Origin of the sequence: Curtobacterium sp. VKM Ac-2884, assembly GCF_015350945.1 — a bacterium.
Classification (GTDB): domain Bacteria; phylum Actinomycetota; class Actinomycetes; order Actinomycetales; family Microbacteriaceae; genus Curtobacterium.
On the sequence record NZ_JADKSA010000001.1, the window covers coordinates 789,672 to 814,874 of the forward strand.

A 25,203-nucleotide genomic window follows, 5' to 3' on the forward strand; every position below is an offset into this window, starting at 1 on the left:
TCGACACCCACCACAGAAAGCGAGTCCCCCATGGACATCGGAGTCTTCATCCCGATCGGCAGCAACGGCTGGCTCATCTCCACCACGTCGCCCCAGTACAAGCCGTCCTTCGACCTGAACCTCGAGATCGTGCAGAAGGCCGAGGCGTACGGCTTCGACTTCGCGCTGTCGATGATCAAGCTGCACGGGTACGGCGGCCCGAGCGGGTTCTGGGACGAGAACCTCGAGTCGTTCACGCTGATGGCCGGTCTCGCCGCCCGCACCGAGCGAATCCGCCTGTTCGCCACCACCGCGGTCCTGACGATCCCGCCGGCGATCGCGGCGCGCATGGCGGCGACGGTCGACTCGATCTCGCACGGTCGCTTCGGCCTGAACCTCGTCGCGGGGTGGCAGAAGGCCGAGTACGACCAGATGGGCCTGTGGCCCGGCGACGACGTGCACTTCAAGCGCCGCTACGCCTACCAGACCGAGTACATGCAGGTCATGAAGGAGCTGTGGGAGCACGGCGAGTCCGACTTCAAGGGCGACTACTTCACGATGAACGACTGCAAGATGCTGCCGAAGCCGACCGGACACATCCCGATCGTCTCGGCCGGGCAGTCGTCGCAGGGCATGGCGTTCGCCGCCCAGTACTCCGACTACAACTTCTCGATGGGCGTCGGCGTGAACACCCCGACCGCCTACGCCGACCAGAACAAGGCCCTCATCGAGGCGCGGGCGAAGACCGGTCGCGACGTCGGCTCGTACGTGCTGTTCATGATCATCGCCGACGAGACCGAGGAGGCCGCCCAGGCCAAGTGGGCGCTCTACAACGACGGCGTCGACGTCGAGGCGATCTCGTGGATGACGGGTCAGGCACTCACCGACACCGAGGGCGAGGAGGGCAACACCGCCAAGCGGATCTCGCTGCCCGAAGGCGCCGTGAACATGAACATGGGCACGCTCGTCGGCTCGTACGAGCAGGTCGCGGCCATGCTCGACGAGGCCGCCGTCGTCGAGGGCACGAAGGGCATCATGGTCGTGTTCGACGACTTCCTGCAGGGCATGGACGACTTCGGCACCCGCATCCAGCCGCTCATGCGCACCCGCGAGGGCGTGGAGTCCGTTGCTCCGAGCGCGGTCACCGCATGAGCGCCGCAGTGAGCCGACCGGTCATCCAGGTGGCCGTCGTCCAGGCCGGACAGACCCCGGCCGACGGCGACGTCGCGCTCGACGAGCTCATCGCCCTGTTCGAACAGGCGGCCGAGGGCGCCGACCTCGTCGTGTTCCCCGAGCTCTGCACCACGCCCTACTTCTGCGGCGTGGTCAACGACAGCCGCAAGGCCTGGGCGCAGCCCGTCCCCGGCCCCGCGACCGCCCGGTTCGCCGCCGCGGCGAAGCGTCTGGGCACCGCCGTCGCCTTCGGCTTGTACGAGGACGCGGGCGACGCGCAGTACAACAGCGCCGTGCTCATCGACGCCGACGGCACGCTCGTGCACGGCACCGACGTGCACGGCGAGCAGGTGGCGTCGTACCGCAAGACCTCGATCCCGACCAACGCGATCTCCGACGTCGACGAGAAGCACTACTTCGCCGCCGGCTCCGGACCGGTCGTGTTCGACGCGCTCGGCACCCGCTTCGGCATGCTCATCTGCTACGACCGGAGCTTCCCGGAGTACTGGCTCGCATCGCGGGCCGCCGGTGCCGAGGTGATGCTCGTGCTCGTGTCGTCGATGGGCTTCCGCGAGACCCTGTTCACCCAGGAACTGCAGGTCCGCGCGCTCGAGACGCAGACGTGGATCGTCGCCCCCAACCGCGGTGGCGAGGAGACCGTCGACGGCAAGACCGTGAGCTACTTCGGTCGGTCGTCGGTCGTCTCACCGCGGGGCGACCTGGTCGTCTCGGCACCGGCCCACCAGGCGGGGCCGATCATCCGGGCCACCATCGACGTCGGCGAGGTCGCGGCGGCACGCCACGACTTCCCGCTCGGACGCGACCGCCAGCCCGGGGTGTTCCAGTACCTCGCCGACGCCCACGCACCGGCGGCGGTCCCGGCGTGACCGATGTCGCCGCCGTGGTCCGCGGCACCATCGCCCCGCAGCTCGACCGGGCGCTGGCCGCCAGCCGCGCGAACCCGCTGCCGGCCGCCCCGTCGGCGCTGCGCGCGGAACCGGCACACAGTGCGCAGCTGTTCGGCCGGCTGCTCGACGCCGCGATCGACGCTGCGCCGACCGCGGCGAGGCCCGAAGACGCGCCGTCGGCGTGCCGCCCCGCCGCCGACACCGGCGCCGCCGCCGACGCCGCGGCCGACCCCGCCGCTGCCACGGTCGTCGAGCTCCTCGACGCCTACCGGTCCGGCACCACCACCCCGTCGGCCGTCCTGGCCGCACTCGCCCCGCACTGGACGAGCGACGACGTCTGGTCGGACGCGGTCCTGCGCCTGGTGGACGGAGCCGAGGCGGCCGCCGCCGAGTCCACCCGCCGCTGGGCGGACGACGAGGCCCGACCGCTCGAGGGCATCCCGTTCGCCGTGAAGGACATCATCGACGTCGCGGGGACCATCGTCACGAGCGGCTCGCTCCAGACCGGCGACCGTGTGGCCCCGGCCGACGCGACCGTCGTCGCCCGACTCCGTGCAGCCGGCGCGATCCCCGTGTTCACGGCGGCCACGACGGAGTTCGCCTGCGGTGGGCCGCACAACGCCCGGTACGGTGCCGTGCGGAACCCCTGGGACCCCGAGCGCTGGACCGGTGGCTCGTCGACCGGGTCGGGTTCGGCGCTCGCCGCCCGGATCGTCCCGCTGGCGCTCGGATCGGACACCGGCGGATCGATCCGCGTGCCGTCCGCACTCTGCGGCACCACCGGCATCAAGCCGACCTACGGCCTCGTGCCGCGCACCGGGGTCGCGAGCCTGTCGTGGACCCTCGACCACGTCGGACCGATGGCCCGCTCCGCCGAGGACCTCGCGCTCGTCCTGGCGGTCATCGCCGGGTCCGACGGCGAGGACCCGACGACGTTCACCGCCGTCCCGCTCATCGAAGCGGCACCGGAACGGGTCGAGGGCCTCCGCATCGGGGTGCCGCGCGGCTGGTTCACCGAACGCGTCGACACCGCGGTGCTCGACGCCCACGCCGCCGCGACCGAACGGTTCCGCACCCTCGGGGCGACCCTCGTGCCGATCGAGTTCGACGACCTCGAGTCGATCGACGCGGAGTGCTGGACCGTCTTCTACGGCGAGCTCGCCGCGAACCAGGAGGCCAACGCCGCCACGGCCGACCTGTTCGACGCCGGGACCCGAGCGCGCTTCGACGTGTCGTTCCTGCCGACCGCGGCGGACTACCTCCGGGCGCTCCGCCGCCGCCCGCTGGTGCAGGCCGCGATGGTCGCCCGGATGGACGAGGCCGGCGCGGACGTGGTGCTCACCCCCGGCATCGGGGCCACCGCGCCGCGACTCGACGACCTGACCATGTCCGTCGACGGCGAGCGGTTCAACCTGCACGACGTCATCCCCCGGAACACCCGCCTGTTCGACTACGTGGGGTTCCCGGCGCTGATGATGCCGGCGGGCACCGCGCCCGACGGTCTGCCCGTCGGCGTGCAGCTCGTCGCGCGGCCGTGGGACGACCGCCTGGTGCTGTCCGCCGCCGCCGCCTTCCAGCGGGTCACGACGCACCACCGCCTGGTGCCGCCGTCGTCCGCCGTGCGAGGGCCGACCGATCAGTAGCCGCACCATCGACGAGGGCGCCGCCCGACGACGCGCCTGGCAGGTGCTCTGCGCATCGAGCCTGAGCGTCGTCCTCGTCTTCATCTCCTCGAGCGCCCTGCTCGTCGCACTCCCCGACCTCAGCCGCGACCTCGACGCCAGCGCGGTGCAGTCCAGCTGGGTGCTCCTGAGCTACATGCTCACCACGACCACCCTGATCCTGGTCTTCGGACGGATCGCCGACCTCGTCGGTCGGCGCCGCCTGTACATCGCCGGCATCCTCGTCTTCCTGCTCGCCTCGCTCGCGTGCGGGTTCGCCCCGGACGCCGCCGTCCTGCTCGGCGCCCGGCTCGTGCAGGGCGTGGGTGCGGCGGCCATCGTCACGAACACGACCGCACTGCTCACCGACGTCTTCCCGGAGTCGATCCTGTCGCTCGGCCTCGGCCTGAACGCCACCGTCGCCGCGGTCGGGCAGGTCATCGGCCCGGTCGTGGGCGGGCTGGTCGCCGAGTCCTTCGGGTGGCGCTGGATCTTCCTCGCCGGTGTGCCGATCTCGCTCGCCGGACTCGTCTGGTCCCTCCGGCTGATCCCGCACAGCACCCGCCCCCGTTCCGGCGAGCGCCTCGACGTACCGGGATCGATCCTGTCCGTCGCGGCCGTCGGTCTGCTCGTCGGTGCCGTCTCGATGGGCGGCTCGGTCGGCTGGTCGGCCGTGCCCGTCGTGGCGATGGCCTCGGGCGCGGTCGTCCTCGGCGGCGTGTTCGTGTGGACCCAGCGCCGGGTCGCGCACCCCCTGGTCGACCCGGCGATCTTCCGCGACCGCGCCACCATCACCCTGTTCTCCGCCGCCGGGCTCTGCGCCCTGTCCAGCTACGCGCTGGTGCTGCTGGCGTCCCTGTCGTTCCAGGCCGTCGACGGCAAGGGTGCCGTCGAGGCCGCCCTCTGGGTGCTCCCCACCCCGATCGGCACGACCGTCGCCGCCGTGACCGCGGGGTTCCTCGCCCGTCGTGTGGCCGCCAGGACCCTGTCGACCATCGGCATGCTCCTCATCGCCCTCGGCGCCGCGGTGCTCGCGGTCTCCCTCGCCGACGGCAGCGCCTACGTCGTCACCGCCACCGGCCTCGGCGCGGTCGGGGTGGGGACGGGCGTGTTCATGACGCCGAGCACGTCCGCACTGATGACCCGGGTCCCGGAACACCGACGCGGCATCGCCAACGCCATCCGCTCCGCCCTGCAGAACGCCGGCTTCCTGTTCTCGACGGCCCTCGGGCTCGCGATCGCGACGGGCGGCCTGTCCGCCTCCCAGGCGGCAGCCGCCTACGACGGCAGCCTGCTCGGCCTGCCGGCCGGCGACGTCCAGGTGTTCGTCGACGGCGTCCGCGCCGCCGCGCTCACCTTCGCCGGCTGCGCGGCCCTCGGTGCGCTCATCGTCGCGTTCGGTCCGTTCGGACCACCCGACCGGGAGGCGCCACTCCGGCCCGACAGGTCGGGTCCGGTCCCCGAGCCGGGGGCGTCCACGTGACCGTCCCCACCCTGGCAACGACCACCCACCACGGAAGCAGGACCCCATGACCGACGACCACCAGGACTACGCGGCGGCCGGGTTCACCGGCGCGCTGCAGCCAGGACGACGCGCTGCGCTCGTCGTCGTCGACCCGGTCCGCGCCTACGTCGACCCCGACTGCGGGCTCTACGCCGGGGTCGAGGAACCCGTCGAGCGGATGCGGGAGCTCACGACCGCTGCCCGCGCCGCCGGGGTGCACGTGGCGATCACCACCATGGCGCTGTCCGCCGACGGCTCGAACGCCGAGGTGTTCTTCCGCAAGGTGCCGGCGCTCGCCGCGTACCTGCCGGGGGCGTCCACGGGGGCGTTCGTCGACGGGCTCGAGCCCCAGGGCGGGGACACCCTGGTGCCCAAGCAGTACCCGAGTGCGTTCTTCGGCACCTCGCTGGCCGCCGACCTCGTCGCCCGCGGTGTGGACACCCTCTTCATCGCGGGGCTGTCGACGAGCGGGTGCATCCGCGCGACCGCCACGGACGCCATGCAGCACGGGTTCGTGCCGATCGTCGTGCGCGAGGCGGTGGGCGACCGGCTGCCGAGCGTGCACGAGGCGAACCTGTTCGACATCGCCGCCAAGATCGGCGAGGTCTGGAGCATGGACCGGGTCCTCGAGCACTGGAACGTGGCATGAGCCCCGCGGCGAGCACCGTGACGAGCACCGCGACGAGCACCGCGGCGACGGTCCGCGGTCGGCCTCGGAGTGCCGCCGTCGGCGAGTCCGTCTACACGGCGTGCGTCGAGATCCTGGCCGAGGGCGACCCGCGCGCGTTCACGATCCGGGCCGTCGCCGATGCGGCCGGGGTCGGCGCGGCGACGATCTACCGGCGGTGGTCGAGCAAGGAGGTCCTGCTCACCGAGACCGTCATCCGGTTGATGGAGGAGCACATCCCCACGATCCAGGACGCCCCGATCGCCGAGGGCATCCTCGGGCTCACCCGGGGGTGGGTGCACGCCCTCGTCGCGACGCCGGTCGGCCGCGCACTCCCGCTCATCGTGGAGACCGCGTCGCACGAGCCGCGCGTCGCGGAGGCCGTCACCGAGTGGCACCTGGACCGGCGGCTGCGGGTGAACGCGATGCTGCAGCGGGCGATGGACGCCGGCGACCTGCGCCCGGACGTCGACCTCGGCATCGCCGTCGACCTGCTCGGCGGGCCGACGTTCTACCGACGCGTGTTCGTCTCGCTCGACATCCAGGCGCCCGACTACCCGGTGCGTCTGGCCCGGGAGTTCCTGCGGTGGGCCGGCTGGACCGGCGACGTGTCGACGGTGGGGGTGGCCTCGTGACCGGGATCGTACCGGAGGAGTTCGCCCCGACCGCGGCCTGGACCGACATGGGCGTCGGGACGACCCCGTCGGCGCCGGGGCACTGGATCGGGTTCAACCGACGATCCGACGCGGCGCGCCAGGTGTCCGACCTGATCCGTGCCGACATCGTCGCGGGCCGCTTCACCGGCCCGCTGCCCTACGAGTGGGAGCTGCTCGACCTGTACGGCACGACGCGGAACGTCCTGCGGGCTGCGCTGACGTTGCTCAAGGAACAGCGGCTGCTCACCCGTGCACCGCGATCCGGCACGTTCGGTGTCCGGCCCGTCGCCTCGGTGAGCCTGGCCCGCACGTCCGACGAGGTCACGATCTACGGCGAGACGGCCGGCGGCAGCGTGTTCGACTCACCCCGGCTCAGCATCGTGCACCTGTGCGTGCAGCAGGTGACCGCGCCGGAGACCGTCCGGCGCAACCTGCAGATGACCGGCAGCAGCGCGTTCTTCGTCGAGAGCCTCATCTCGTTCGACGGCGAACCGAGCCGGGTCCGGACGAGTTGGGTGCCGCACGAGCGCTTCCCCGACCTGGTCGCCGAGCCGCTCACCGAGTACGTGCCGGACGTGCTGGTCCGGAAGGCCGGTGCGCGGCCGGAGGCTCGGCGGCTGCTGCTGAGCACCGTGAACGCCGACCAGTGGACGGCCGACCTGCTGGACATCGACCCCGGGCAGGCGATCTTCCACATCGAGCGGCTGATGTGCCTGGCGGACGGGACGCCCGTCGAGTACGGCTTCTCGCGGTACCGCGGCGACCGGGCGGTGATCGACTCGCGGATCATCTGACCCGTGCGCCCGGGCTCAGTCGGTCCGCACCGAGAAGACGTCGCCCGGCTGGCACCCGAGCTCCTGGCAGAGCCGGGTGAGGGTGGAGAACCGGATCGCGCGCGCCCGGTTGTTCTTCAGCACCGACAGGTTCACCACGGTCACCCCGACCCGGTCCGCGAGCTCGGTCAGCGTCATGCCCCGAGCGGCGAGCAGCTCGTCGAGGTGGCAGACGACCGCGTGGCCGTCCTCCTGTTCCGGGGGCATCAGACCAGCCCGGACTGGTCGCGCACCATCCGCTGCGAGGCGGTCAGGGCGAACCGGAAGCAGATGACGACGAGCAGACCGAGGTACACGGGCACGAACTGGTGGTCGACGTCGGGCGTCGGCAGGCGCCCGTCCCAGCCGAGCCCCGACACCACCCAGTTCCACCCCATCCGGCGGACGAACTGGGGCACGAACCCCGCCACCACCACCGCGGCGGCGAGCCAGTCGAGGATGCGGGTCGTCGACCGGTCGAACAGCCCGCCGCGCGAGATCTTCCACGCGACCGCCGCCACCAGGGCGATGAGGGCGCTGACGAGCAGGACCTCGAGCGCGTCACCGACCCGGATGTACCCGATCGCCCCCGCCGGCACGTCCGCGATCGGGGCCCGGAGCACGAGGTGGTCGGCGGTGACGGTCGCCCCGCCGGGCGGCTGTGGGACGTCGCTCGTCGCGGTCATCCGGACGGGCACCGACACCGTCCCGGAGCTGACCGAGCGGACGAGCAGGTCGACGTACCGCCAGACGACGAGCGCGATGCCGATCACGCAGCAGGCGACGTAGGCGAGGTAGGAGTTCCGCCCGCGGGGCGGTTCGTACACGGGTGCGGTCATGGCGTCTTCCCCTGTCGATCATCGATACCATCGAATTTCGATACAACGATAAACGATGGGTCGGACCGGTGCAAGACCCCGCCCGGCTCGGACCTACAGCAGGCCGAACACCGCCTGCGCCCCGAGGCTCGTGCCCGCCACCAACACCCAGAGCGCGATGCCGAGCAGCATCGGACGGAACCCGGCACGTCGCAGCGCCGCGAAGTCCGTCGAGCAGCCGATCGCCGCGAGCGCCACCGTGATGAGGAACGACGCCGCGGTCGAGAAGCCCGGGGAAGCGTCAGCCGGCAGCACTCCGACGGTCCGGAGCAGCACCACCACGAGGAACCCGATCAGGAACCACGGGACCAACCGGAACACGCGGAACCCGCTGCGCGACCCCGTGTCGGGCGTGAGCTGCTCGCGGGAGGCGCGCCGGGCCTCCAGTCCGGCCAGCCCGATGACGATCGGGATGATCATCAGGGTGCGCACCAGCTTCACGACGACCGCCGTGTCCGTCGCCTGGCGACCGTAGACCGTCGCGGTGGCGACGACGGACGACGTGTCGTTCACCGCAGTGCCCGCGAAGACGCCGAAGGCGTGCTGGCTGAGGCCGAGGGCGTGACCGAGCAGGGGGAAGGCGAACACCGCGGCGATGTTGCAGAGGAAGATCGTCGACATCGCGTAGGCGACGTCCGCGCTGACCGCACCGATGACGGGCGTGACGGCTGCGATCGCGGACGCACCGCAGATGCCGGTCCCCACGCCGATCAGGGTGCGGAGGGCGCTCGACACCCGCAGCAGACGGCCGATCCCCCAGGCGGCAGCGAGGCACACGACCAGCGTCGTGACCATGACCGGCAGGGTCTCGCCGCCGATGCGCAGGACCTCACCGATCGACAGCTGCGCGCCGAGCAGCACCACCGCGAACTGCAGGACACGGCTCGACGAGAACTTCACGCCGGGAGCGAGCACGGCGAGGGTGCCACCGGTGCGCCGACGGACGAGCCAACCGAGCACCGCGCCGATCAGGACGGCGGGGACGGGGCCGCCCACGACCGGGACGACCGATCCGATCAGGGTCGCGACGAGGCCGATCGCGACGGCGACGGCGACACCGGGTGCGGCGGTGCGGGCGAACTGCATGGGAACAGCATCTCGTGCTCGCGGCCGTCGTGCGGTCCAGCCGGGCAGGATGGTGCGGTGGAGTACTCGGGCGAGCGGTGGGTGCAGCGGCTGCGCGACGGGGAGATGCGGAAGCGGTGGCCGGTCCTGCTCGTGGCCGCGGTGATGACGGCAGCGGGGCTCGGCGTGCTCGTCGCCGAGTTCGCGTCGCCGGACTTCCTGCGCGGTCTCGACAGCGCCCGCACACAGGCCGACTTCGTCCTGTGGCCGCTGCTCGTCACCGGGTTCGGCCTGCTGCTGGCGGTGGTGACCTGGAGCGCCGGTCGGACCGATCGCCGCACCCTCGCACGGATCCGGGAACACCGCGCGCCCCGGTTCCACCTGCCGGTCTCCGCGTCGAGGTTGCGGGCGACCGACGACCTGCCGGGCCCCCGACCCGAGATCTGGACCGTCGACGCGTCCGGTCTGCACGCGTGGGCGCCGTCGCGGGCGGAGCCGGTGTTCGACCTGCCCTGGACCCACATCCGGAAGTTCTCCGTCGCCACGAAGGACGCACGCGGACAACGGGTCGACTTCGGCGTCTGGATCAGCACGACGGTCGGCGAGGACGTCGTGGTGGAGCCACGACCAGCGCTCGGACGCGGGTTCGAGGGCGGTCCGGACGAGCTCGCGACGATCGTGCGGGTACTCCGCGCACTGCGACGCGAGCTCGACCCGCGGGGCGCTGCCGCCGATCAGCCCTGAGCGGGCGGGACCTCGCCGGTCATGTCGACGCGCTCGGTGCCGTCGTTCCAGATGTACGTCGCGGTGGTGCGACCGGATGCGTCTGCGTTCGCCTCGTTCGCCTTCGCGTACGTGTAGGTGACCTTGATCGAGGCGTCGGCCAGCCGCTCGACAACCGGCTCGAACGCGTACTGCTCGGACGTCGCGGTGCCGAGGTACCGGCCCTGGTGGAAGAGCAAGATCGCGTACGGCGAGCCGGCCGTGGCGAACTCGGGCGAGACGACGGACCAGGACAGGGAGGCGCAGGCGTCGTAGCCGGTGTAGTCGGCGTTCGCGGCGTCCCACTTCGTGCCCTCGAGGCCGGCGGGCGACGGCAGCGCAGCGATCCCGGCGGCTGCTGCCGCGGAGCCGGTCGCAGGGCCACAGGTCGGTGTCGGCGTGCTCGTCGGCGACGGGGTGGCTGCCGTGTCCGTCGGCGCCGCGGTCACGGTCTCGGTGACGGTCGGGGTCGCGTCGCCACCGTCCCCGCCACCGGAGCAGCCGGTCAGCAGGGCGACCACGGCCGCGCCGGTCAGGAACAGAGCAGTCTTCGAGGTGCGCACCACTCCACGGTGCACCGACGGTAGTGTCGGCGCTCGCATCGTTACCGGCCCGTAGTCTGCTGGCATGCGGGGAGAGGGCATCGGGGCATCGGCGGACGTCGTGGACGACCACGTCGTGGGTCTGCACGGACCGGTCCCGATCCGGCGCTACCGCCCGCAGGACCCCGCACCCGCTCCGACGCTGGTCTGGCTGCACGGGGGTGGGTTCTTCCGGGGCAGCCTCGACCTGCCCGAGTCGGACGCCGTGGCCCGGGCACTCAGCGCCCGCGGCATCCCGGTGATCACCGTCGACTACCGGCTCGGTCCGCTGCCCGGCATGCCCTGGATCGGGCGGACGGGTCCACGAGCACGCCGACGTGCACCGCACGCGCGGGACGAGGTCGTAGCGGTGCTCCGCTCGCTCGCGGAGGAGTGCCCGGCCGGCCTGGTGCTCGGTGGCGCGAGTGCCGGCGCATGCCTCGCGGCGTCGGCGGTCGCCGCTGGCCCGCCCCTGGCCGGCACCGTGCTCGCGTACGGGTTCTTCCACGCGCGGATCCCCCGCGACCCGGCAGTGCAGCGTCTCGTGCGCGGGCACCGGCGGATCACGCACGCTCCACTGTTGCTCGACGCCGCGAACCGCACCTACGCCGGGCCGCTCGGCGCCGGAGCGTTCCCGGCACCGGAGGACCTCAGCACGTTCCCGCGCACCCTGGTGCTCGACGCCGAGCGGGACACGATGCGCGCATCCGGCGACCGGTTCGCACGGCAACTCGGTGCCGCGGGGGTCGATCTCGAACGTCACGTCCTGCCCGACAGCCGGCACGCCTTCCTCAACCGACCGGCCAGCATCGACTTCGCGGCTGCCGTCGACCTGATCGCTTCGTGGGTGGTCCGCCGACCCGACTGAGCGTTCGAGCGTGTGCGACCGTCGGACATTCCGGTGACGCCACGACGAACCGGACGTATTCTGCTGTCGGAAGCAACGGCGGTTCCGAACACCCTTCGCCACGTTCACCGTCGTGGCGTCCCGCCTCTGCGACGAAGAGTCCAACCGTGACCGAACACCTCATCGAGTACGTCGCCCGTGACCGCACGGGCATCACCGCCGTCGTGACGACCACCAGCGTCATCGACGTCGACACCGTGATCCAGCACATCAGCTCCGGCCACACCGGCTACTACGTGGCTGCCGACTCCTGGAAGCGCACGCCGGTCAGGAGCATGTCGTTCATCGGCGGCACCTACCTGTTCGCGAACTGGGACGGCTCGAAGCGGAACATGCTGCACGACCTGGCGTTCCGGTCGCCGACGCGCTCGGTCCAGACCGCGCCGCCGACGGAGTCCCGCTTCGCGCGGTTCCTCGACGCCGTGTTCGGCCGCCGGCTCCCACTGCGCTGAACTGCCGGTACCGCCGCTGTCCTGGCCCCTGCCCCTGCCCCTGCCCGTTCGCAGGCCCGTGAGAGCATGACGGGCATGCAGAAGGGGGAGCAGATGCTCGCGAAGGACGTGTCCGACAAGCGGTTCCGACCGACCAAGTGGCGGGAGGGCTACGACCAGGGTGAGGTCGACGCCTTCCTCGACCGGATCCAGACCACCCTCGCCGGGTACGAGCAGGGGCAGCCGGTGGATCCGCTCACACCGGAGCAGGTGTCCGCCGCCCGGTTCCAGCCCACGAAGTTCCGCGAGGGCTACGACCAGGACCAGGTGGACGACTTCCTCGACGAGGTCGTCGTCGCCCTCCGCCAGCACGCGGTGCGCTGACACCGACACCGACACGGACCCCGACGCGGAACGACATCCCCGTCGTCGCACGACGTCGGGGATGTCGTTCCGGGTCGATCGTGACCTCAGACCTGCGCGCCCTCCAGCGTCGCCGCGAGCGGGTCGAAGTCCTCGGGCAGCGACGCGATCGGTGCGACGGTCGACTCGACCTCGATGAACGAGCGGGCGGCGATCGACTCCTCGACCGCGACCATGGTGTCGAGCACGTGGTAGCCGACCTCGCCGGTCGCGATGTGCGAGCCGCCGCCACGGATGGCCCGCGCCATGTCGAGCACGCCGAGCCCACGGCCGACGGTGGGCTCCTCGTCGAGCAGCACGTCCCACTCCTGCGAGAAGGGGAACGTCGCGTCCGCGGTCAACGGTCGCGCGATCCGGATCGGGTGCCCGCCACCGAACGTGTTCGGGTCGGGCAGGACGATCGTGCCCTCGGTCCCGTTGACCTCGAACACGCCGTGCCGGAACAGCGGGGTGTCGAACGACAGCAGCGACTGTGCGTTGCCACCCTGCTCGAACGAGGTCAGGACGGAGACGTGGGTCGGCACCTCGACGGGGAACGAGTCGCCCGCGTTCGGTCCGACGACCAACTGCCGCGTCGACCGCGACTGAGAACCCGTCGCGACGACGGAGTCGATCGGTCCGAGCAGGTGCACCAGCGCCGTGAAGTAGTACGGGCCGATGTCGAACAGCGGGCCCGCGCCCTTGGCGTAGAGGAACGACGCGTTCGGGTGGAACACGTCCGGCCCCTGCCACTGCATGCTCGTGACCGCGGTGAGCGGGGTGCCGATCGCACCGGCCTCGATCGCACGCTTGGCGGTCTGCCACCCCGGGCCGAGCACGGTGTCGGGCGCGATGCCGAGCTTCAGCCCGAGGGAGTCGGCGAGTTCGACGAGCGACGCAGCCGAGGCACGGTCCACGCCGATCGGCTTCTCGCTCCACACGTGCTTGCCGGCACGCAGGGCGTCCATCGAGACGGCGACGTGCGTGGCGGGGAGCGTCAGGTTGATGACGATCTCGACGTCGGGATCGGCGAGCACGGATGCGCCGTCGCCCGAGGCCGCGACACCCCACTTCGAAGCCGACGCCGCGGCGCGCTCCGTGTCGATGTCGCCGATCCGGACGACCTCGACGTCGGGGAACGTCGTGAGGTTGGCCAGGTACTGCTCGCTGATCATGCCGGCGCCGATGAAGCCGATGCCGACGCGTCCGGTGCGGGTCATGCGGACACCTCCGATGCGGACGACGAACCGGACGGCGCGAGCTGCGCCGCGAGCCACTCGTACGACTGCTGCACACCGTCGAAGACGTCCCCGTCGAACCCGTCGAACTCGATGACGGCGTACTCGAGGGCCGTCGCCGCACGCAGCGCCTCGGCGAGCCGGACGTCGCCCTGGCCGGCCGGGGTCTGGTCGGTGGGGATCGTCGCGGTGGAGATGTCGTCGCGCATCGGACCGTCCTTGACGTGCACGGCGACGATGCGGTCGCCGAGCGCCTCGATGAACGCGACGAGGTCGATGCCCGCGGCCGACGCCCAGTACAGGTCGAGCTCGAGCACCACGGCCGGGTCGAGCAGCGACGCGAGCACCTGCAGCGCGGGCTGTCCGTCGATCTGCGGCCGGAGCTCGTGGTCGTGGTTGTGGTAGCCGACGCGCAGACCGTGCTCGGCGGCCTCGACGGCGGCGGCGTTCAGTCGTGCGGCGACGCGCTCGACGCCCTCGCGGGTCGTCCACGCGTCGGGTCCGACGAACGGGTCGATGACGATCTCGAGGCCGAGTTCCTTCGCCGCGGCGAAGGTGTCGGCGTGCGACGGAGCGGTCATCACGGTGCCGTCGGGCAGCGGGATGGTCTCCTCGACCAGGAACGCGTGGCCGGTCTTCGCGGTGATGCCGTGGGCGTCGAACGCGGACTTGAGCTGCGGTGCTCGGTCCACGAACGCGAACGCCTCGACGGTGTCGAAGCCGATCTCGGCCAGGCGGCGGACGCCGCCGTCGAGGTCGGGCTCCAGCGCGGCGTTCACCGTGTAGAGCTGCAGGGAGATGGCGGGAGCCATGTCGGGTCCTTTCCGGGGGTGGTACAGGTGACTGCCTGGAGGCGCGACTCGCGTTGCGGACGCGAGTTGCGCCTCCCGGCTGGTTGCGTTGGTCAGCGGACCGACTTGATCGGCAGGATCACGAGGGCGCCGAGGATGACGGCGACGCCGGCACCCCAGAGCATGAGCGTGTAGTTCTGACCGCCGCCGATGCCGAGCAGGAACAGGCCGACGGCCGGAGCGAGCGACTGCGGCAGCGCGTTCGCGATGTTGATGACGCCGAGGTCCTTGCCGGGGCGTTCCGGGTCGGGCAGCACGTCGACGATCAGGGCGGTGTCGATGGCGGCGTAGATGCCGAAGGCGAAGCCGAGGACGATCTCGGCGAAGTAGAAGCCGCCGACGGTGTCGACGTGGGCCAGGATCACGAGGCCGACCGCGGTCAGTGCGGTGGAGCCCCAGACGAAGACCTTGCGGCGCTGGACGCGGTCCGACACCCAGCCGGAGACGGCGGCGCTGACGAGCAGGGCGACCGTGTACAGCAGGACGCCGAACGCGACGACCCCGACGGCCTCGGCCTGCGGCAGACCGATGCGGTCCTGCATGTAGAGCAGGCGGTACGTCGTGAACATGAACGTGCCGAAGGTGATGAGGAAGCGACCCCACCATGCCAGGCCGAAGTCCGGGTGCTTGATCGGGTTGGTCCAGAACGAGCTGATCAGGTTGATCCAGCTGAACGGCTTGACCGGCGTCGTCGGCAGGTCGTCGCGGGCCACGAAGCAGTAGACGAGGATCGCGATGATCGCCAGGACACCCGGGGCGATGAAGAGGACCGGCAGGTTCCCGACCAGGTACACGGCGAGGTACAGGCCCGCGAGGATGGCGGTGTTCTGCGCGAGGGCGATGACGCTCGAGGCCTTGCCGCGCTGGAACTCCGGCACGTTGTCGGCGAAGCTCGCGGTCAGCGTGGCGAGGACGGCGTTCGCCGTGACCTGCGCGAGGACCCAGGCCAGCGTGAGCTGCAGGACGTTCGGCGAGAACGCGAGCCAGGCGAGCGAACCGACGAAGACGATGACGCCGCCGAGCATCCAGGGGCGTCGGCGGCCCCACCGGCTGCGGGTGCGGTCGGAGATCGCACCGAACAGCGGGTTGGCGAACAGCGCGCCGAGGGCACCGAACGGCAGGACGGAGCCGACCACGGTCTCGGGGCTCGTGGGGTTGAGCTCGGTCGCCTTGATCGACATGCTCACGAAGACCGGCGTGAGCAGGGCGACGAACAGGCCGAACTGGGCGAAGCTGAGGCCCCAGAGGTAGCCGCGGCCCACACGCATCGTGCTGACGGACTGCGTGATCCCCTCGACCGAGAACGCTCGGGGCGCCGCGGCGTCCGAGGCGGTGGCACCGGCGGCTGCGGTGACCGCTGGTGATGCGGTCCCGGCGATGCCGCGGGTGGGTTCTTCCTTCGACGTCGGTGTCGACATGACTCCTCCTCGAGTCATAGGGGGCTTCGGGGCCCTCGAATACCTAGTGCTGCTAGGTGATCGGGACTGTAGCACCGGAAACCTCCGACCGGAAGTTTTTGTCCCGATTGTTGCGCCGGTACATTGGCAGGCGTGACCTCCAACGATGGAATCGGCACCAGGGGCCCCTACGCCAAGGGCGTGCAGCGTCGGCGGGAGATCCTCGACCAGACGCTCGACGTCGTCGCCTCGCGCGGGATCGACGGCACCTCACTGCGCGCCATCGGCGATGCGATCGGGGTCTCGCACGCGGCACTGAAGCACTACTTCTCGTCACGCGAAGCGCTGCTGGTCGAGGTCCTGCGGGAACGCGATGCCGCCTCGGACCGGGCACTCGGCGACACGGCCGGGGTCTTCACCCGACTGGCCTTCGTCGCCGACCGGAACGTCAGCGAGCCGGCACTCGTGACGCTCTACACGACCCTGCTCGGGGCGTCGGTGGAGTCCGGCAACGAGACGGCGCGGGAGTTCTTCGCCGCCCGGTTCGACGAGGCACGGGGGAACCTGGTCGCCCAGCTGCGGGACGAGCTCGCGGCGTCGGGGCGGCACTCGGACGCCGACCTCGAGCAGGTGGCGTCGCTCATCATCGCGGCGTTCGACGGACTGCAGGTGCAGTGGCTGCTGGACCGGAACGTGGACATCGCGGGGACGCTGCGGTTGCTGGAGCGGGTGTTGTAGGGGACTTTCGGGCGGTCGCGGGTCGACGTGGAACGACACCGGACCGACTCGGAACGACACCGGGTCGACTCGGAACGACGTCCTCGTCGTCGTACGACAACGAGGACGTCGTTCCGAGTCGACGAACGACCCTTACTTCTCGCCGTCCTCTTCCGGGTTGAAGTGCGAGTCGTCCCCGACGTGCCCAGCGGCCAGGCCGTCCGGGTCGTTGGGGATGGTGTTGTCGTCGCCGAGCCCGCCCGGCTTCTCGATGCCCTCGGAGTCGTTCACGGGGGCCTTGGCGTCGTCGTCGTGCGTGTTGCTGCTGTCGGTCATGGTCTGCTCCAGTGCAGTGGTCGAACCGAGGGCGACGCCCCCGGCAGGTGCTGACCTCGGACGCTACGTGCCGCTGCTCGGAATCCACCCACCAGCCGCGTGCCCCGACCGGTCGACAGCGGAGTCGCCGCTCGGTAGATTGTTCAACAACCCGCGACGACAGGGAGTCCCCGTGACGACGATCGACCTGAACAGCGACCTCGGCGAGGGGTTCGGCGCCTGGACGATGGGCGACGACGCCGCGATGCTCGACGTCGTGTCGAGCGCCAACATCGCCTGCGGATTCCACGCCGGCGACCCGACGATCATGCTCGCCACCGCCCGCGCTGCCGCCGAGCGCGGGGTTGCCATCGGAGCGCACGTCGCTTACCGCGACCTCGCCGGCTTCGGGCGCCGTCCGGTGCACGTCACCCCGGACGAACTCCACGCCGACGTCGTGCACCAGCTCGGCGCGATGGCCGCCACCGCGCGGGTCGCCGGCACCGCGGTCACCTACGTCAAGCCCCACGGCGCCCTGTACAACACCGCGTGCGCCGACCTGGTCCAGGCCGAGGCCGTGGTCCGGGCGATCGCCGACGTCGACAGCTCGCTCGCGGTGCTCGCACTGCCGGGTTCCGAACTCCTGCTCGCTGCCGAACGTCACGGGCTGCGCGCGGTCGCGGAGTCCTTCGCCGACCGCGCCTACGAACCCGACGGCTCCCTGGTGTCCCGCGGCACGCCGGGTTCGGTGCTGCACGATCCGGACGAGGTCGCGGCTCGCGTCCTCCGCATGGTCACCGACGGGGTCGCGACCGCCGTCGACGGCTCCGAGCTGCGGGTCAGCGCCGACTCCGTCTGCGTCCACGGCGACTCCCCCGGTGCCGTCGCGATGGCCCGCGCGATCCGAGCCCTGCTGTCCGAGCACGGCGTCACGATCGCACCGTTCGCACCGTGACCGTCCTCGACCTCCGACCAGCTGGGCGCACCGCCTTGCTCGCCACGTTCGACTCGCTGCCGCAGGTCGTCGCGTTCCGCGCCGGGCTGACCACGGCCACAGTCCCCGGCCTGACCGAGGTCGTTTCCGGCGCACGGACCCTGCTGCTCCGCTACGACCCGGCGACGACCGACGCCGCGAGACTCCGCGGTGCACTCGAACGAGTCGTGCCGTCCGCCGACGCCGATGCGGCGAGCGCCGCGGACCCACTCGTCATCCCGGTGGTCTACGACGGCGAGGACCTCGACCAGGTCATCGCCCTGACGGGCATGCGCCGCGACCGCGTGATCGCGTGGCACACCGGCCAGCTCTGGACGAGCGCGTTCTGCGGCTTCGCCCCGGGCTTCAGTTACCTCACCGGCACCGAGCCCTCACTCGACCTGCCGCGCCGGAGCACGTCGCGCACCGCCGTGCCGAGCGGTGCCGTCGCACTGGCGGGCGAGTTCAGCGCCGTGTACCCCCGCGTCTCCCCCGGCGGCTGGCAGCTCATCGGCCGCACCGACGTGCCGATGTGGTCGCTCGACCGCGAACCGCCGGCGCTGGCACCCGCCGGCACACGGGTCCGGTTCGTCGACGCGGGTGCGGCATGAGCGCGCTCACCGTCCTGCAGGTCGGCTTCGGCGTCGCCACGCAGGACCTGGGGCGTCCCGGCTTCAGTGACATGGGCCTCGGCGCGGCGGGCGCCGCCGACCGTGGTTCCGCAGCACTGGCCAACCGGCTGGTCGGCAACCGTCCCGATGCGGCCGTCCTGGAGGCCCTGCTCGGCTCCGTCACGCTGCGGACCGACGCGTACGTGGCCGTCGCCACCGCCGGGGCCGCCTGCCCGGTCGAGATCGAGCGGGCGGACGGCCGGGTCCGCGGTGCGGCCTCGCACGAGGTCCTGATGCTCGCCCCGGGTGACACGCTCCGGATCGGTACGGCCACCGCCGGGCTGCGCTCCTACATCGCGGTCCTCGGCGGGTTCGCGGTCGAGCCCGTGCTCGGCAGTCGCTCGTGGGATTCGCTCGCACGCCTCGGGCCTCCGCCCTCGTCGCCGGGTGACGTCCTGCCGATCGGCGACGCGCGCGCTTCGTGGCCGATCGTCGACGCCGTGCCGCAACCGGACGAGCACTGGCCGGACGACCCGGTCGTCCTCGACGTCACCGCCGGCCCCCGCGACGACTGGTTCACGCCGGACTGGCGCGACACCCTGACCCGTCAGGACTTCACCGTCGGGTCGGACAGCGACCGCGTGGGGGTCCGCACCACGGCTCCGCAGCCGCTCGTCCGCGCCGTGACGCACGAGCTGCCGAGCGAAGGGGTCGAGAGCGGTTCACTGCAGGTCCCGCCGGAGGGCTTCCCGGTGCTGTTCCTCGCCGACCACCCGGTGACCGGCGGCTACCCCGTCGTGGCGGTCCTCACGCCGGAGTCGGTCGACCGGGCGGCGCAGCTCCGGCCGGGCGACACCATCCGCTTCCGGCTCGTCCACCGACGACCGGCTCGCTGACCGATCCGGAACAGGTCGGCGCCGCTGCGGGTTGAGTCGGACACTGCTGACGAAAGGTGCACCACATGTCGATCACCGTCCTGCTCGAGGTCCAGTTCCGGAGCGACGTCCCTGCCGACACCGTCGAGGCGGCGATCCGCGAGACGCTCGCCCAGACCCGCGCCTTCGACGGCTGCGAGTCCCTCGAGGTGCTGGTCGACGACGCCGACCCGACGCGCATGGTCGTCGTCGAGTCCTGGACGAGCGGGGCCGCCCACGACGCCTACGAGGCATGGCGGGCGACCCCGGACGGTGCCGCAGCGATCGGACCGATCGTCGCCGCACCGCCCGTCGCGCGGACGTTCGCCCGGACGATCGCGATCAGCTGACCTGCTGTGGGTCAGCCCGTGTACTCGTAGGTGCTGACCCAGTCGATGTCGAGGTGCCCGGCGGCACCCCAGTTGCCGACCTGGAACATGTACCGGTGCGCGGTCTTCGGCACGTTCGACGTGACCGTCTTGATGACCTTGCCGTCGAGCAGGTACTGCACCGACTTGCCGGGGATCCACTCGACCGAGTAGACGTGCCAGCTGCGCCAGGTCACCCCGGTGCTCATGCTCGTCGAGTTCGCTTCCTGCCCGGCGACCATCGAGTGGTGGTGGAGCATCGGCGACCCCTCGAAGTTCGCCTCCGGGTAGTCGATCTCGCCGTCCGACCAGACGTTCGACGACGGCCACAGCATGAACGCTGCACCGTTCCCGACACCGCCCGTGGCCTTCGCGCGGACGCTGAACTTGCCGCCCACGTGCGACCACGCGCCGTTCGGGGTCCCGAAGGTCCCCGCGGCTCCGTGCTTGCCGTCGAGCGTGACGTCCATGTAGCCGTTGCGGGCGCTGACCTGCGAGCCCGAGTAGTACGTGCCGCCCGTCCCGTCCGGGTAGGGCTGCCACGAGTTCGCGTAGGTCTTCGCGAACTGGCCGTTCGCCGAGGCCGTGGTGCTGAAGTTCTCGACGAAGGTCTGCTTGAACTTGCCGACGTTGCCGACCGGGGCGGTGACCCCCGCGTAGGCAACGGTTCCCGCTCCGAGCGGTGCCGCCACGACGACGGCTCCGATGAGTGCGGCGATGAGTGCGGTCCGCCTGATCCTGCGGTGCTGCATGTGTCACTCCCTGTTGTGACTGGTGGCACCCGTTCCCCTCGGGCACCCAGCCGGATCTCGGCTGCGCACCGAGGGTAGGTGCATTCTGCAACCGATGCAGGGGGTTGACAGCAGCACGCCGGACCGGCGACCATGCCCCTCGTTCGAGGGTCAGCGCGCGGCGCGCTCGCGTGCTTCCATGGCGTCCCAGGCGAAGCTCGCGAGCCAGTGCGTGGAGTAGTACTCCTCGCCGACGCTGGCGGCCAGACCCGAGGCCAACAGCCGGTCGGCCGCCTCGTCGAGCAGGCTCGCGAGCCCGTCGTCGTCCAGCGCACCAGCGCGCAGGGCGTCCGCGATGCGCCGGGCCGATCCCGCTCGCGACAGGTCGAGCCCGAACAGGTGCACCTGCTGCGGGTCGTTCTCGTCACGGACCACCGTCGACTGCAGGATCGCGTCGCCCGACCGCACCTGGGCGAAGAAGCCGTCCGACCACGTCGCGAACTCGGCCGGGGTCAGCACGGCCCGCATCAGGTCGGCTTCGGCCAGACCGGCGGACAGGAAGTCGTGCCCGCTGCGCTCCCAGTCGAACGGCCACCCGGCGTCCTCGCCGAACCACTCGCGCGCCGCCCGCTCCACCGTCGCGGCGAGCTCGTCGCGGCCGAGCGACCGTGCGGCCTCGAGCACGAGCAGCAACCCGAACGCGGAGTTCGAGTGCACCCCGTGCCGCACCGGGTGGGCAGCGCCGGCGACCCACCGGGTGACGAGGTCCTCGAGCACATCGACGACGGGCGCGAACCCGGGGGCGAGCTGCCGGATGGCCGGCACCTCGGACGCGGAGACCTCGGCGGCGAGCTTCGCGAGCCAGGCCCACCCGTAGGGGCGCTCGTAGTGCGGAGTCGTGTGGAAGTAGGCGGCTTCCGTCGCCAGGTGATCCGCGCTCAGGTGGGCTTGCAGGATCGTGGTGAGCCGGGCCTCCAGGTCGGCCGGCAGACCGTGCGCGACCAGACGCGCTGCGAGCCAGTGCATGTGCACGGACGAGTGCCAGTCGTAGGACGTCGCGAAGGCGGGGTGCAGTTCGACCGGCAGCGCCCGGTCGTCCGGGCCGGACGTCGTGTGGTGCGCCGCGTACGGGTACTCGCGGGTGGTGTTCTCGGCGGCGACGGCCGCGAAGCGGTCGGCCCACGCGGCCCGGGTCAGGTCGAGCGGGGCAGCATCAGAAAGCGACAAGGTACATGACTCCCATGTTGACGACGAGCAGGATGGCGGCGGTCGGGATCTGCGCCTTGATCGGACCGTACTTGTCCCGCATCTCGAGCAGGGCAGCCGGCACCAGGTTGAAGTTCGCAGCCATCGGCGTGACGAGCGTCCCGCAGAACCCGGCGAGCATGCCGATGGCGAAGATCGCGGCGGGGTTGCCGTCGAAGCCCTGCACCAGGACGGGCCAGCCGATGGCGGCCGTCATGATCGGGAAGGCGGCGAACGCGTTGCCCATGATGATCGTGAAGAGCGCCATGCCGAGGCAGTAGACGACCACCGCGGCGATCAGGGAACCGCCGGGCAGGATCGACTTGATGATCGTGCCGACGGCGTCGCCGACCCCGGCCTGGGTGAAGACGATGCCGAGGGTGGAGAGCATCTGCGGCAGCAGCGCTGCCCACCCGATGGCCTGCAGCAGTCGGCCGCCCTCGCGGATGGGCGTGGCGATCCTCGGCGGGCGCAGGACGAACACCGCGACGACCACAGCCAGCACCGACCCGATGCCCAGGCCGGTCAGGGTCGCGCTGCCCTCGGCGAGCAGCGGTTCGCCGCCGATCGAGACGAGCGGACCGAGCGTCGCCACGAGGACGGCGACCACGGGCACGACCAGCGCCGGGATGAAGAGCTTGTTGCCGAACCGGGTGGCGAACGCCGCGCGCTCGTCGGGGCTGGTCGTGGCGAGGACGCTCGTGCTGGCGGACGGCTTCGTGGCGGCAGCGGTGGGCTCGGCCGGGCCGGTCTCCGCCCCCGTGCCGGCACCCGGGATGCTGGCGACCCGCGTGCGACTGGTGGTCCCGGTGAACCCGAGTCCGGCGAGCGCGACCATCACCAGGACGGCGATGCCGAGCACCCACGACGGCGCCGTCTTCGCGGCGACGAAGGTGCCGTAGAAGAACGAGACCCCGAGGATCCCCCAGAACGCCGCGTTGCCGAGTCGCTTCGCGTGCGAGGTGTCCGTGACGATGAGGACGGCGACCGCGATGAAGAACGCGCCGATGAGCCAGTAGAGCCATTCGCTGGTGATCACGCTGCGGCTCCCTGCGTCGGGGCGTCGACGCGTGCGTCGGCGGCCATCTTGTCGAGCGTGCGGTCGAACAGCAGCAGCCGCGTGCCGTGGACCAGGAGCGCGGCGATGCCGGTCGGGATCGCCCACAGCGCCAGGTCGATGGGTTCGAGCGACAGACCGTAGGTGGCGTCGACGAAGGTCGTGATGAGCAGGATCGAGCCGACGGCGACGAAGACGTCCTCGCCGAAGAAGACCCCGACGGTGTCCGACGACGCCGAGTAGCCCTTGATCTTCTCGCGCATCCGCTCGTCGATCCGGCCGTACTTCTTGATCGCCGCCCCTTCGGCCATCGGGTGCACGAGGGGCCGCACGGTCTGCGCCGGCCCGCCGATGCTGGTGAGGCCGACCGCGGCCGTGACCTGCCGGATGGCCAGGTACCCGGCCAGCAGACGACCCGTCGTGAGCTTGTCGAGCTTCGCGATCAGGCGCTTGGCCTGGTCCTGCAGCCCGTAGCGCTCGATCAGGCCGATGACCGGCAGGACGAGCGCGAAGGTCGTGACGGACCGGCTCGACGCGAAGCCGTCGCCGAAGGCGGTGAGGATGCCGACGGGACCGATCCCGCCGATGGCCGCGGTGACGATGCCCGCGACGGTCACGACGAGCAGCGCGTTGATGCGCAACGCGAACCCGATGATGACGACGGCGACGCCGATGAGGACGAACATGCGGGACAGTCTGGACCGCATTGTTCAACAATCGCAAGGGGGTGTTCTGCTCTGTAACACGACGGTCACACGGCGCGGGGTTCGCACCTGCGATGCCCGAGGCCGTGTCAGGATCGGGACATGACCCGAACCGTCAGCGGTGCCGACTCGACGGCCGACCGGCTGCGCACCATGATCGCGGCGGGCGAGTTCTCCCCCGGCACGCAGCTGTCCGAGGAGCGGTTGAGCGACCAGCTCGGAGTGTCGCGGAACACCCTGCGCGAGGCCTTCCGGCTGCTCGCGCGCGACCGGCTCGTCGAGCACGTGTTCAACCGCGGGGTCTTCGTACGACGCCTCTCCGCCGAGGACGTCGCCGACCTGTACGCCGCCCGACGGGTGCTCGAGGAAGCCGCGGTCCGCGCGTGCTCGCCGACGTCACCGGCCCTCGATGCAGCCGCTGCGGCCGTCACGGCTGCACGGGACGCTGCCACCGCGGGCGACTGGGGCGCCGTGGGCACCGCGGACATCCGGTTCCACTCCGAGCTCGTGCGCGCGGTCCCGAGCGCGCGGATCCACGGACTGATGGACGGGCTGCTCGCCGAGATGCGGCTGGCGTTCCTGACGACCGACGACCCGGGGTCGTTCCACGCCGAGTTCGTGGACCGGAACGACGCGATCGTCGCGGCGTTGCGCGCCGGCGACCAGGCACGAGCGTCGGCGCTGTTGGCGGACTACCTCGACGATGCGGAGCGGACGCTGCGGGTGGCCGCGGACGCGGCAGGCTGACGGGAGGCCCGGTGCGGGTCCTGCCTGCGCGCTCGGATCGCCTCGACTAGCGCTGGTACCGGCCGAGGCCGCGCTTCCTGTCGCGGAGTGCGACGGCGAGCATGCTGCCGCCGAGCACGAGCCACAGGACGGCCATGATCGCGCGGAACGTGCTCGGCTCGATGATCGCCAGGACGCTCCAGAGCACCCCGACCGCGAGCCACACGACGCCGACCCAGACCAGCGGACGTCCGAAGGCCGCGCGGAGGAACCGGTTGTCGCTGCTCATGGGCCGAACCCTACGCCCGGCCGTGCGCCACGTCAGCCCCCGACGAGTGCCTTCACCGCGTCGATCACGATCTGCCGACGCCGCGCCGGTGCGACCGCCGCGACCAACGAGCCGTACTCGGGAGAACTCGAGCTCCAGAACGCGGCGAGGTGCATCACCAGGCCCAGCAGCACCGCCGGCCGGTAGCTGCGCGGCAGGACCCCGGCGCGCTGGGCGTGCTCCACCGCGGCGACGGCCTCGGCGTTGCTCGCGATGACCGCTTCGAGCGCACCGTCGCTCCCCCGCTCGAGGCGGTGCCACGTCGCGAGCCGTTCGGCCCACGGACGCCGGACGTACGAGTCGTGCAGGCGGGCAGCCCACTCGGCGAGGTCGTCGGTGTCGACGGGGACCTCGTCGAACGTCTCGGCGACGGTCTGGGCGAGGAGGGCGTCGAACAGCCCCTCCTTGCTGCCGAAGTAGTGGAAGACCTGCGCCTTGTTGCTCGACGCCGCCGCGGCGATCCGTTCGATCTTGGCGCCGACGAGCCCAGCCGCGGCGAACTCGTCGCGCGCTGCGAGCAGGAGTCGTGCGCGCATCGCGTCGGCGGCTGGGGGCGTGAAGCGTGCCATGGAGACAACCGTATCGACCGAGTCGGCACCGCGCTCGACCGCCAGATCCACGCCGCAGCGACGAAACGTTGCG

30 protein-coding genes and 2 pseudogenes are annotated in these 25,203 nt (G+C 71.5%); 18 read left to right on the forward strand and 14 right to left on the reverse strand.

Features of this window, described 5'->3' with window-relative positions:
• The first annotated feature begins 30 nt into the window (after positions 1 to 30).
• From rutA to ITJ60_RS03925, 7 genes are read left to right on the forward strand one after another with little or no spacing between them, the layout of a single operon-like run.
• A complete protein-coding gene (rutA, locus tag ITJ60_RS03895; protein ID WP_131846595.1) occupies positions 31 to 1,131 on the forward strand; it encodes a pyrimidine utilization protein A in 1,101 nt (366 codons plus the stop codon).
• Positions 1,128 to 2,039: a carbon-nitrogen hydrolase family protein gene (locus tag ITJ60_RS03900; RefSeq protein WP_194646982.1), complete on the forward strand. Its 912-nt coding sequence runs from the start codon at positions 1,128 to 1,130 to the stop codon at positions 2,037 to 2,039. Before rutA ends, ITJ60_RS03900 begins: the two co-directional genes overlap by 4 nt.
• A complete protein-coding gene (locus ITJ60_RS03905) occupies positions 2,036 to 3,703 on the forward strand; it encodes an amidase (RefSeq protein ID WP_194646983.1) in 1,668 nt (555 codons plus the stop codon). The genes ITJ60_RS03900 and ITJ60_RS03905 overlap by 4 nt, the downstream gene beginning before the upstream one ends.
• A gap of 43 nt (positions 3,704 to 3,746) precedes the next feature.
• A complete protein-coding gene (locus ITJ60_RS03910; protein ID WP_194646984.1) occupies positions 3,747 to 5,204 on the forward strand; it encodes an MFS transporter in 1,458 nt (485 codons plus the stop codon).
• A 46-nt stretch (positions 5,205 to 5,250) separates the two neighbouring features.
• Positions 5,251 to 5,874, forward strand: a complete 624-nt coding sequence (locus ITJ60_RS03915) for an isochorismatase family protein (protein WP_194646985.1) — start codon at positions 5,251 to 5,253, stop codon at positions 5,872 to 5,874.
• On the forward strand, positions 5,871 to 6,527 hold the full coding sequence (locus ITJ60_RS03920) for a TetR/AcrR family transcriptional regulator (protein ID WP_194646986.1): 657 nt from the start codon (positions 5,871 to 5,873) through the stop codon (positions 6,525 to 6,527). Before ITJ60_RS03915 ends, ITJ60_RS03920 begins: the two co-directional genes overlap by 4 nt.
• Positions 6,524 to 7,342 (forward strand): GntR family transcriptional regulator, encoded by an 819-nt coding sequence (locus ITJ60_RS03925; RefSeq protein ID WP_194646987.1) that lies wholly within the window; start codon positions 6,524 to 6,526, stop codon positions 7,340 to 7,342. Before ITJ60_RS03920 ends, ITJ60_RS03925 begins: the two co-directional genes overlap by 4 nt.
• Before the next feature lie 15 nt (positions 7,343 to 7,357).
• Here the strand turns inward: ITJ60_RS03925 and ITJ60_RS03930 are convergent, their stop codons facing one another.
• The 3 genes from ITJ60_RS03930 to ITJ60_RS03940 form a co-directional block, all read right to left on the reverse strand.
• Positions 7,358 to 7,588 (reverse strand): helix-turn-helix domain-containing protein, encoded by a 231-nt coding sequence (locus ITJ60_RS03930; RefSeq protein WP_123341187.1) that lies wholly within the window; start codon positions 7,586 to 7,588, stop codon positions 7,358 to 7,360.
• The gene (locus ITJ60_RS03935) at positions 7,588 to 8,199 is read right to left on the reverse strand and encodes a hypothetical protein (RefSeq protein WP_194646988.1); all 612 of its coding nucleotides are present in this window, start codon (positions 8,197 to 8,199) and stop codon (positions 7,588 to 7,590) included. The genes ITJ60_RS03930 and ITJ60_RS03935 overlap by 1 nt, the downstream gene beginning before the upstream one ends.
• 93 nt (positions 8,200 to 8,292) lie before the next feature.
• Positions 8,293 to 9,324 carry a YeiH family protein gene (locus ITJ60_RS03940; RefSeq protein ID WP_194646989.1) on the reverse strand — a complete coding sequence of 344 codons (1,032 nt, stop codon included), beginning with the start codon at positions 9,322 to 9,324 and terminating at the stop codon, positions 8,293 to 8,295.
• A gap of 57 nt (positions 9,325 to 9,381) precedes the next feature.
• Between ITJ60_RS03940 and ITJ60_RS03945 the strand changes: the two genes are divergently transcribed.
• On the forward strand, positions 9,382 to 10,047 hold the full coding sequence (locus tag ITJ60_RS03945) for a hypothetical protein (RefSeq protein ID WP_194646990.1): 666 nt from the start codon (positions 9,382 to 9,384) through the stop codon (positions 10,045 to 10,047).
• Here ITJ60_RS03945 and ITJ60_RS03950 read toward each other — a convergent pair.
• On the reverse strand, positions 10,038 to 10,628 hold the full coding sequence (locus ITJ60_RS03950) for an LppP/LprE family lipoprotein (protein ID WP_194646991.1): 591 nt from the start codon (positions 10,626 to 10,628) through the stop codon (positions 10,038 to 10,040). The genes ITJ60_RS03945 and ITJ60_RS03950 overlap by 10 nt on opposite strands.
• A gap of 64 nt (positions 10,629 to 10,692) precedes the next feature.
• Between ITJ60_RS03950 and ITJ60_RS03955 the strand changes: the two genes are divergently transcribed.
• The 4 genes and pseudogenes from ITJ60_RS03955 to ITJ60_RS19445 form a co-directional block, all read left to right on the forward strand.
• A complete protein-coding gene (locus ITJ60_RS03955; RefSeq protein WP_194646992.1) occupies positions 10,693 to 11,514 on the forward strand; it encodes an alpha/beta hydrolase in 822 nt (273 codons plus the stop codon).
• Positions 11,515 to 11,660: 146 nt separating this feature from the next.
• Entirely contained in the window at positions 11,661 to 12,005 is a 345-nt protein-coding gene (locus tag ITJ60_RS03960; RefSeq protein ID WP_194646993.1) for a hypothetical protein, read from the forward strand.
• Positions 12,006 to 12,098: 93 nt separating this feature from the next.
• Positions 12,099 to 12,191, forward strand: a pseudogene (locus tag ITJ60_RS19440) (DivIVA domain-containing protein); the annotation flags it as partial.
• 39 nt (positions 12,192 to 12,230) lie between these two features.
• Positions 12,231 to 12,353: pseudogene (locus ITJ60_RS19445) on the forward strand (DivIVA domain-containing protein); the annotation flags it as partial.
• Positions 12,354 to 12,454: 101 nt separating this feature from the next.
• On the opposite strand, the gene ITJ60_RS03970 reads toward ITJ60_RS19445, so the two are convergent.
• From ITJ60_RS03970 to ITJ60_RS03980, 3 genes are all read right to left on the reverse strand, one after another.
• On the reverse strand, positions 12,455 to 13,606 hold the full coding sequence (locus tag ITJ60_RS03970; protein WP_123939342.1) for a Gfo/Idh/MocA family protein: 1,152 nt from the start codon (positions 13,604 to 13,606) through the stop codon (positions 12,455 to 12,457).
• Positions 13,603 to 14,436: a sugar phosphate isomerase/epimerase family protein gene (locus tag ITJ60_RS03975; protein ID WP_194646995.1), complete on the reverse strand. Its 834-nt coding sequence runs from the start codon at positions 14,434 to 14,436 to the stop codon at positions 13,603 to 13,605. The genes ITJ60_RS03970 and ITJ60_RS03975 overlap by 4 nt, the downstream gene beginning before the upstream one ends.
• A 92-nt stretch (positions 14,437 to 14,528) precedes the next feature.
• Complete coding sequence (locus ITJ60_RS03980; protein ID WP_194646996.1) at positions 14,529 to 15,893, reverse strand: MFS transporter; 1,365 nt, start codon at positions 15,891 to 15,893, stop codon at positions 14,529 to 14,531.
• A 132-nt stretch (positions 15,894 to 16,025) separates the two neighbouring features.
• Here ITJ60_RS03980 and ITJ60_RS03985 point away from each other — a divergent pair, with 132 nt between their 5' ends.
• On the forward strand, positions 16,026 to 16,610 hold the full coding sequence (locus ITJ60_RS03985; RefSeq protein WP_194646997.1) for a TetR/AcrR family transcriptional regulator: 585 nt from the start codon (positions 16,026 to 16,028) through the stop codon (positions 16,608 to 16,610).
• A gap of 132 nt (positions 16,611 to 16,742) precedes the next feature.
• On the opposite strand, the gene ITJ60_RS03990 is transcribed toward ITJ60_RS03985, so the two are convergent.
• A complete protein-coding gene (locus ITJ60_RS03990) occupies positions 16,743 to 16,925 on the reverse strand; it encodes a hypothetical protein (protein WP_123673659.1) in 183 nt (60 codons plus the stop codon).
• A 172-nt stretch (positions 16,926 to 17,097) separates the two neighbouring features.
• Here ITJ60_RS03990 and ITJ60_RS03995 point away from each other — a divergent pair, with 172 nt between their 5' ends.
• From ITJ60_RS03995 to ITJ60_RS04010, 4 genes are all read left to right on the forward strand, one after another.
• Positions 17,098 to 17,859, forward strand: coding sequence for a LamB/YcsF family protein (locus tag ITJ60_RS03995; RefSeq protein ID WP_194646998.1), 762 nt, complete (start codon positions 17,098 to 17,100; stop codon positions 17,857 to 17,859).
• A complete protein-coding gene (locus ITJ60_RS04000; RefSeq protein ID WP_194646999.1) occupies positions 17,856 to 18,488 on the forward strand; it encodes a 5-oxoprolinase subunit B family protein in 633 nt (210 codons plus the stop codon). The genes ITJ60_RS03995 and ITJ60_RS04000 overlap by 4 nt, the downstream gene beginning before the upstream one ends.
• Positions 18,485 to 19,384, forward strand: a complete 900-nt coding sequence (locus tag ITJ60_RS04005; protein WP_194647000.1) for a biotin-dependent carboxyltransferase family protein — start codon at positions 18,485 to 18,487, stop codon at positions 19,382 to 19,384. Before ITJ60_RS04000 ends, ITJ60_RS04005 begins: the two co-directional genes overlap by 4 nt.
• 65 nt (positions 19,385 to 19,449) lie before the next feature.
• Positions 19,450 to 19,752 carry a putative quinol monooxygenase gene (locus ITJ60_RS04010; protein WP_111086660.1) on the forward strand — a complete coding sequence of 101 codons (303 nt, stop codon included), beginning with the start codon at positions 19,450 to 19,452 and terminating at the stop codon, positions 19,750 to 19,752.
• Positions 19,753 to 19,763: 11 nt separating this feature from the next.
• Here ITJ60_RS04010 and ITJ60_RS04015 read toward each other — a convergent pair whose 3' ends face one another.
• The 4 genes from ITJ60_RS04015 to ITJ60_RS04030 form a co-directional block, all read right to left on the reverse strand.
• Positions 19,764 to 20,522, reverse strand: a complete 759-nt coding sequence (locus ITJ60_RS04015; RefSeq protein ID WP_194647001.1) for a glycoside hydrolase family 16 protein — start codon at positions 20,520 to 20,522, stop codon at positions 19,764 to 19,766.
• 150 nt (positions 20,523 to 20,672) lie between these two features.
• On the reverse strand, positions 20,673 to 21,728 hold the full coding sequence (locus ITJ60_RS04020; RefSeq protein ID WP_228509702.1) for a DUF2891 family protein: 1,056 nt from the start codon (positions 21,726 to 21,728) through the stop codon (positions 20,673 to 20,675).
• Complete coding sequence (locus tag ITJ60_RS04025) at positions 21,715 to 22,785, reverse strand: DUF979 domain-containing protein (protein ID WP_123341202.1); 1,071 nt, start codon at positions 22,783 to 22,785, stop codon at positions 21,715 to 21,717. The genes ITJ60_RS04020 and ITJ60_RS04025 overlap by 14 nt, the downstream gene beginning before the upstream one ends.
• A complete protein-coding gene (locus ITJ60_RS04030) occupies positions 22,782 to 23,489 on the reverse strand; it encodes a DUF969 domain-containing protein (protein ID WP_123291728.1) in 708 nt (235 codons plus the stop codon). The genes ITJ60_RS04025 and ITJ60_RS04030 overlap by 4 nt, the downstream gene beginning before the upstream one ends.
• Positions 23,490 to 23,609: 120 nt before the next feature.
• Here ITJ60_RS04030 and ITJ60_RS04035 point away from each other — a divergent pair, with 120 nt between their 5' ends.
• Positions 23,610 to 24,254 carry a GntR family transcriptional regulator gene (locus ITJ60_RS04035; protein WP_194647002.1) on the forward strand — a complete coding sequence of 215 codons (645 nt, stop codon included), beginning with the start codon at positions 23,610 to 23,612 and terminating at the stop codon, positions 24,252 to 24,254.
• A gap of 46 nt (positions 24,255 to 24,300) precedes the next feature.
• Here ITJ60_RS04035 and ITJ60_RS04040 read toward each other — a convergent pair whose 3' ends face one another.
• Positions 24,301 to 24,522 carry a hypothetical protein gene (locus tag ITJ60_RS04040; RefSeq protein ID WP_194647003.1) on the reverse strand — a complete coding sequence of 74 codons (222 nt, stop codon included), beginning with the start codon at positions 24,520 to 24,522 and terminating at the stop codon, positions 24,301 to 24,303.
• 32 nt (positions 24,523 to 24,554) lie between these two features.
• Positions 24,555 to 25,130 carry a TetR family transcriptional regulator gene (locus tag ITJ60_RS04045; protein WP_194647004.1) on the reverse strand — a complete coding sequence of 192 codons (576 nt, stop codon included), beginning with the start codon at positions 25,128 to 25,130 and terminating at the stop codon, positions 24,555 to 24,557.
• Positions 25,131 to 25,203: the final 73 nt, after the last annotated feature.

Coding starts and splice junctions, on each gene's coding strand:
- ITJ60_RS04035 (WP_194647002.1), top strand. CDS start 23,610: ATGACCCGAACCGTCAGCGGTGCCGACTCGACGGCCGACCGGCTGCGC.
- ITJ60_RS03990 (WP_123673659.1), bottom strand. CDS start 16,925: ATGACCGACAGCAGCAACACGCACGACGACGACGCCAAGGCCCCCGTG.
- ITJ60_RS03915 (WP_194646985.1), top strand. CDS start 5,251: ATGACCGACGACCACCAGGACTACGCGGCGGCCGGGTTCACCGGCGCG.
- ITJ60_RS03920 (WP_194646986.1), top strand. CDS start 5,871: ATGAGCCCCGCGGCGAGCACCGTGACGAGCACCGCGACGAGCACCGCG.
- ITJ60_RS04005 (WP_194647000.1), top strand. CDS start 18,485: ATGAGCGCGCTCACCGTCCTGCAGGTCGGCTTCGGCGTCGCCACGCAG.
- ITJ60_RS04045 (WP_194647004.1), bottom strand. CDS start 25,130: ATGGCACGCTTCACGCCCCCAGCCGCCGACGCGATGCGCGCACGACTC.
- ITJ60_RS03900 (WP_194646982.1), top strand. CDS start 1,128: ATGAGCGCCGCAGTGAGCCGACCGGTCATCCAGGTGGCCGTCGTCCAG.
- ITJ60_RS03940 (WP_194646989.1), bottom strand. CDS start 9,324: ATGCAGTTCGCCCGCACCGCCGCACCCGGTGTCGCCGTCGCCGTCGCG.
- ITJ60_RS03980 (WP_194646996.1), bottom strand. CDS start 15,893: ATGTCGACACCGACGTCGAAGGAAGAACCCACCCGCGGCATCGCCGGG.
- ITJ60_RS03975 (WP_194646995.1), bottom strand. CDS start 14,436: ATGGCTCCCGCCATCTCCCTGCAGCTCTACACGGTGAACGCCGCGCTG.
- ITJ60_RS04010 (WP_111086660.1), top strand. CDS start 19,450: ATGTCGATCACCGTCCTGCTCGAGGTCCAGTTCCGGAGCGACGTCCCT.
- rutA (WP_131846595.1), top strand. CDS start 31: ATGGACATCGGAGTCTTCATCCCGATCGGCAGCAACGGCTGGCTCATC.
- ITJ60_RS04030 (WP_123291728.1), bottom strand. CDS start 23,489: ATGTTCGTCCTCATCGGCGTCGCCGTCGTCATCATCGGGTTCGCGTTG.
- ITJ60_RS03955 (WP_194646992.1), top strand. CDS start 10,693: ATGCGGGGAGAGGGCATCGGGGCATCGGCGGACGTCGTGGACGACCAC.
- ITJ60_RS03935 (WP_194646988.1), bottom strand. CDS start 8,199: ATGACCGCACCCGTGTACGAACCGCCCCGCGGGCGGAACTCCTACCTC.
- ITJ60_RS03970 (WP_123939342.1), bottom strand. CDS start 13,606: ATGACCCGCACCGGACGCGTCGGCATCGGCTTCATCGGCGCCGGCATG.
- ITJ60_RS03930 (WP_123341187.1), bottom strand. CDS start 7,588: ATGCCCCCGGAACAGGAGGACGGCCACGCGGTCGTCTGCCACCTCGAC.
- ITJ60_RS04015 (WP_194647001.1), bottom strand. CDS start 20,522: ATGCAGCACCGCAGGATCAGGCGGACCGCACTCATCGCCGCACTCATC.
- ITJ60_RS04040 (WP_194647003.1), bottom strand. CDS start 24,522: ATGAGCAGCGACAACCGGTTCCTCCGCGCGGCCTTCGGACGTCCGCTG.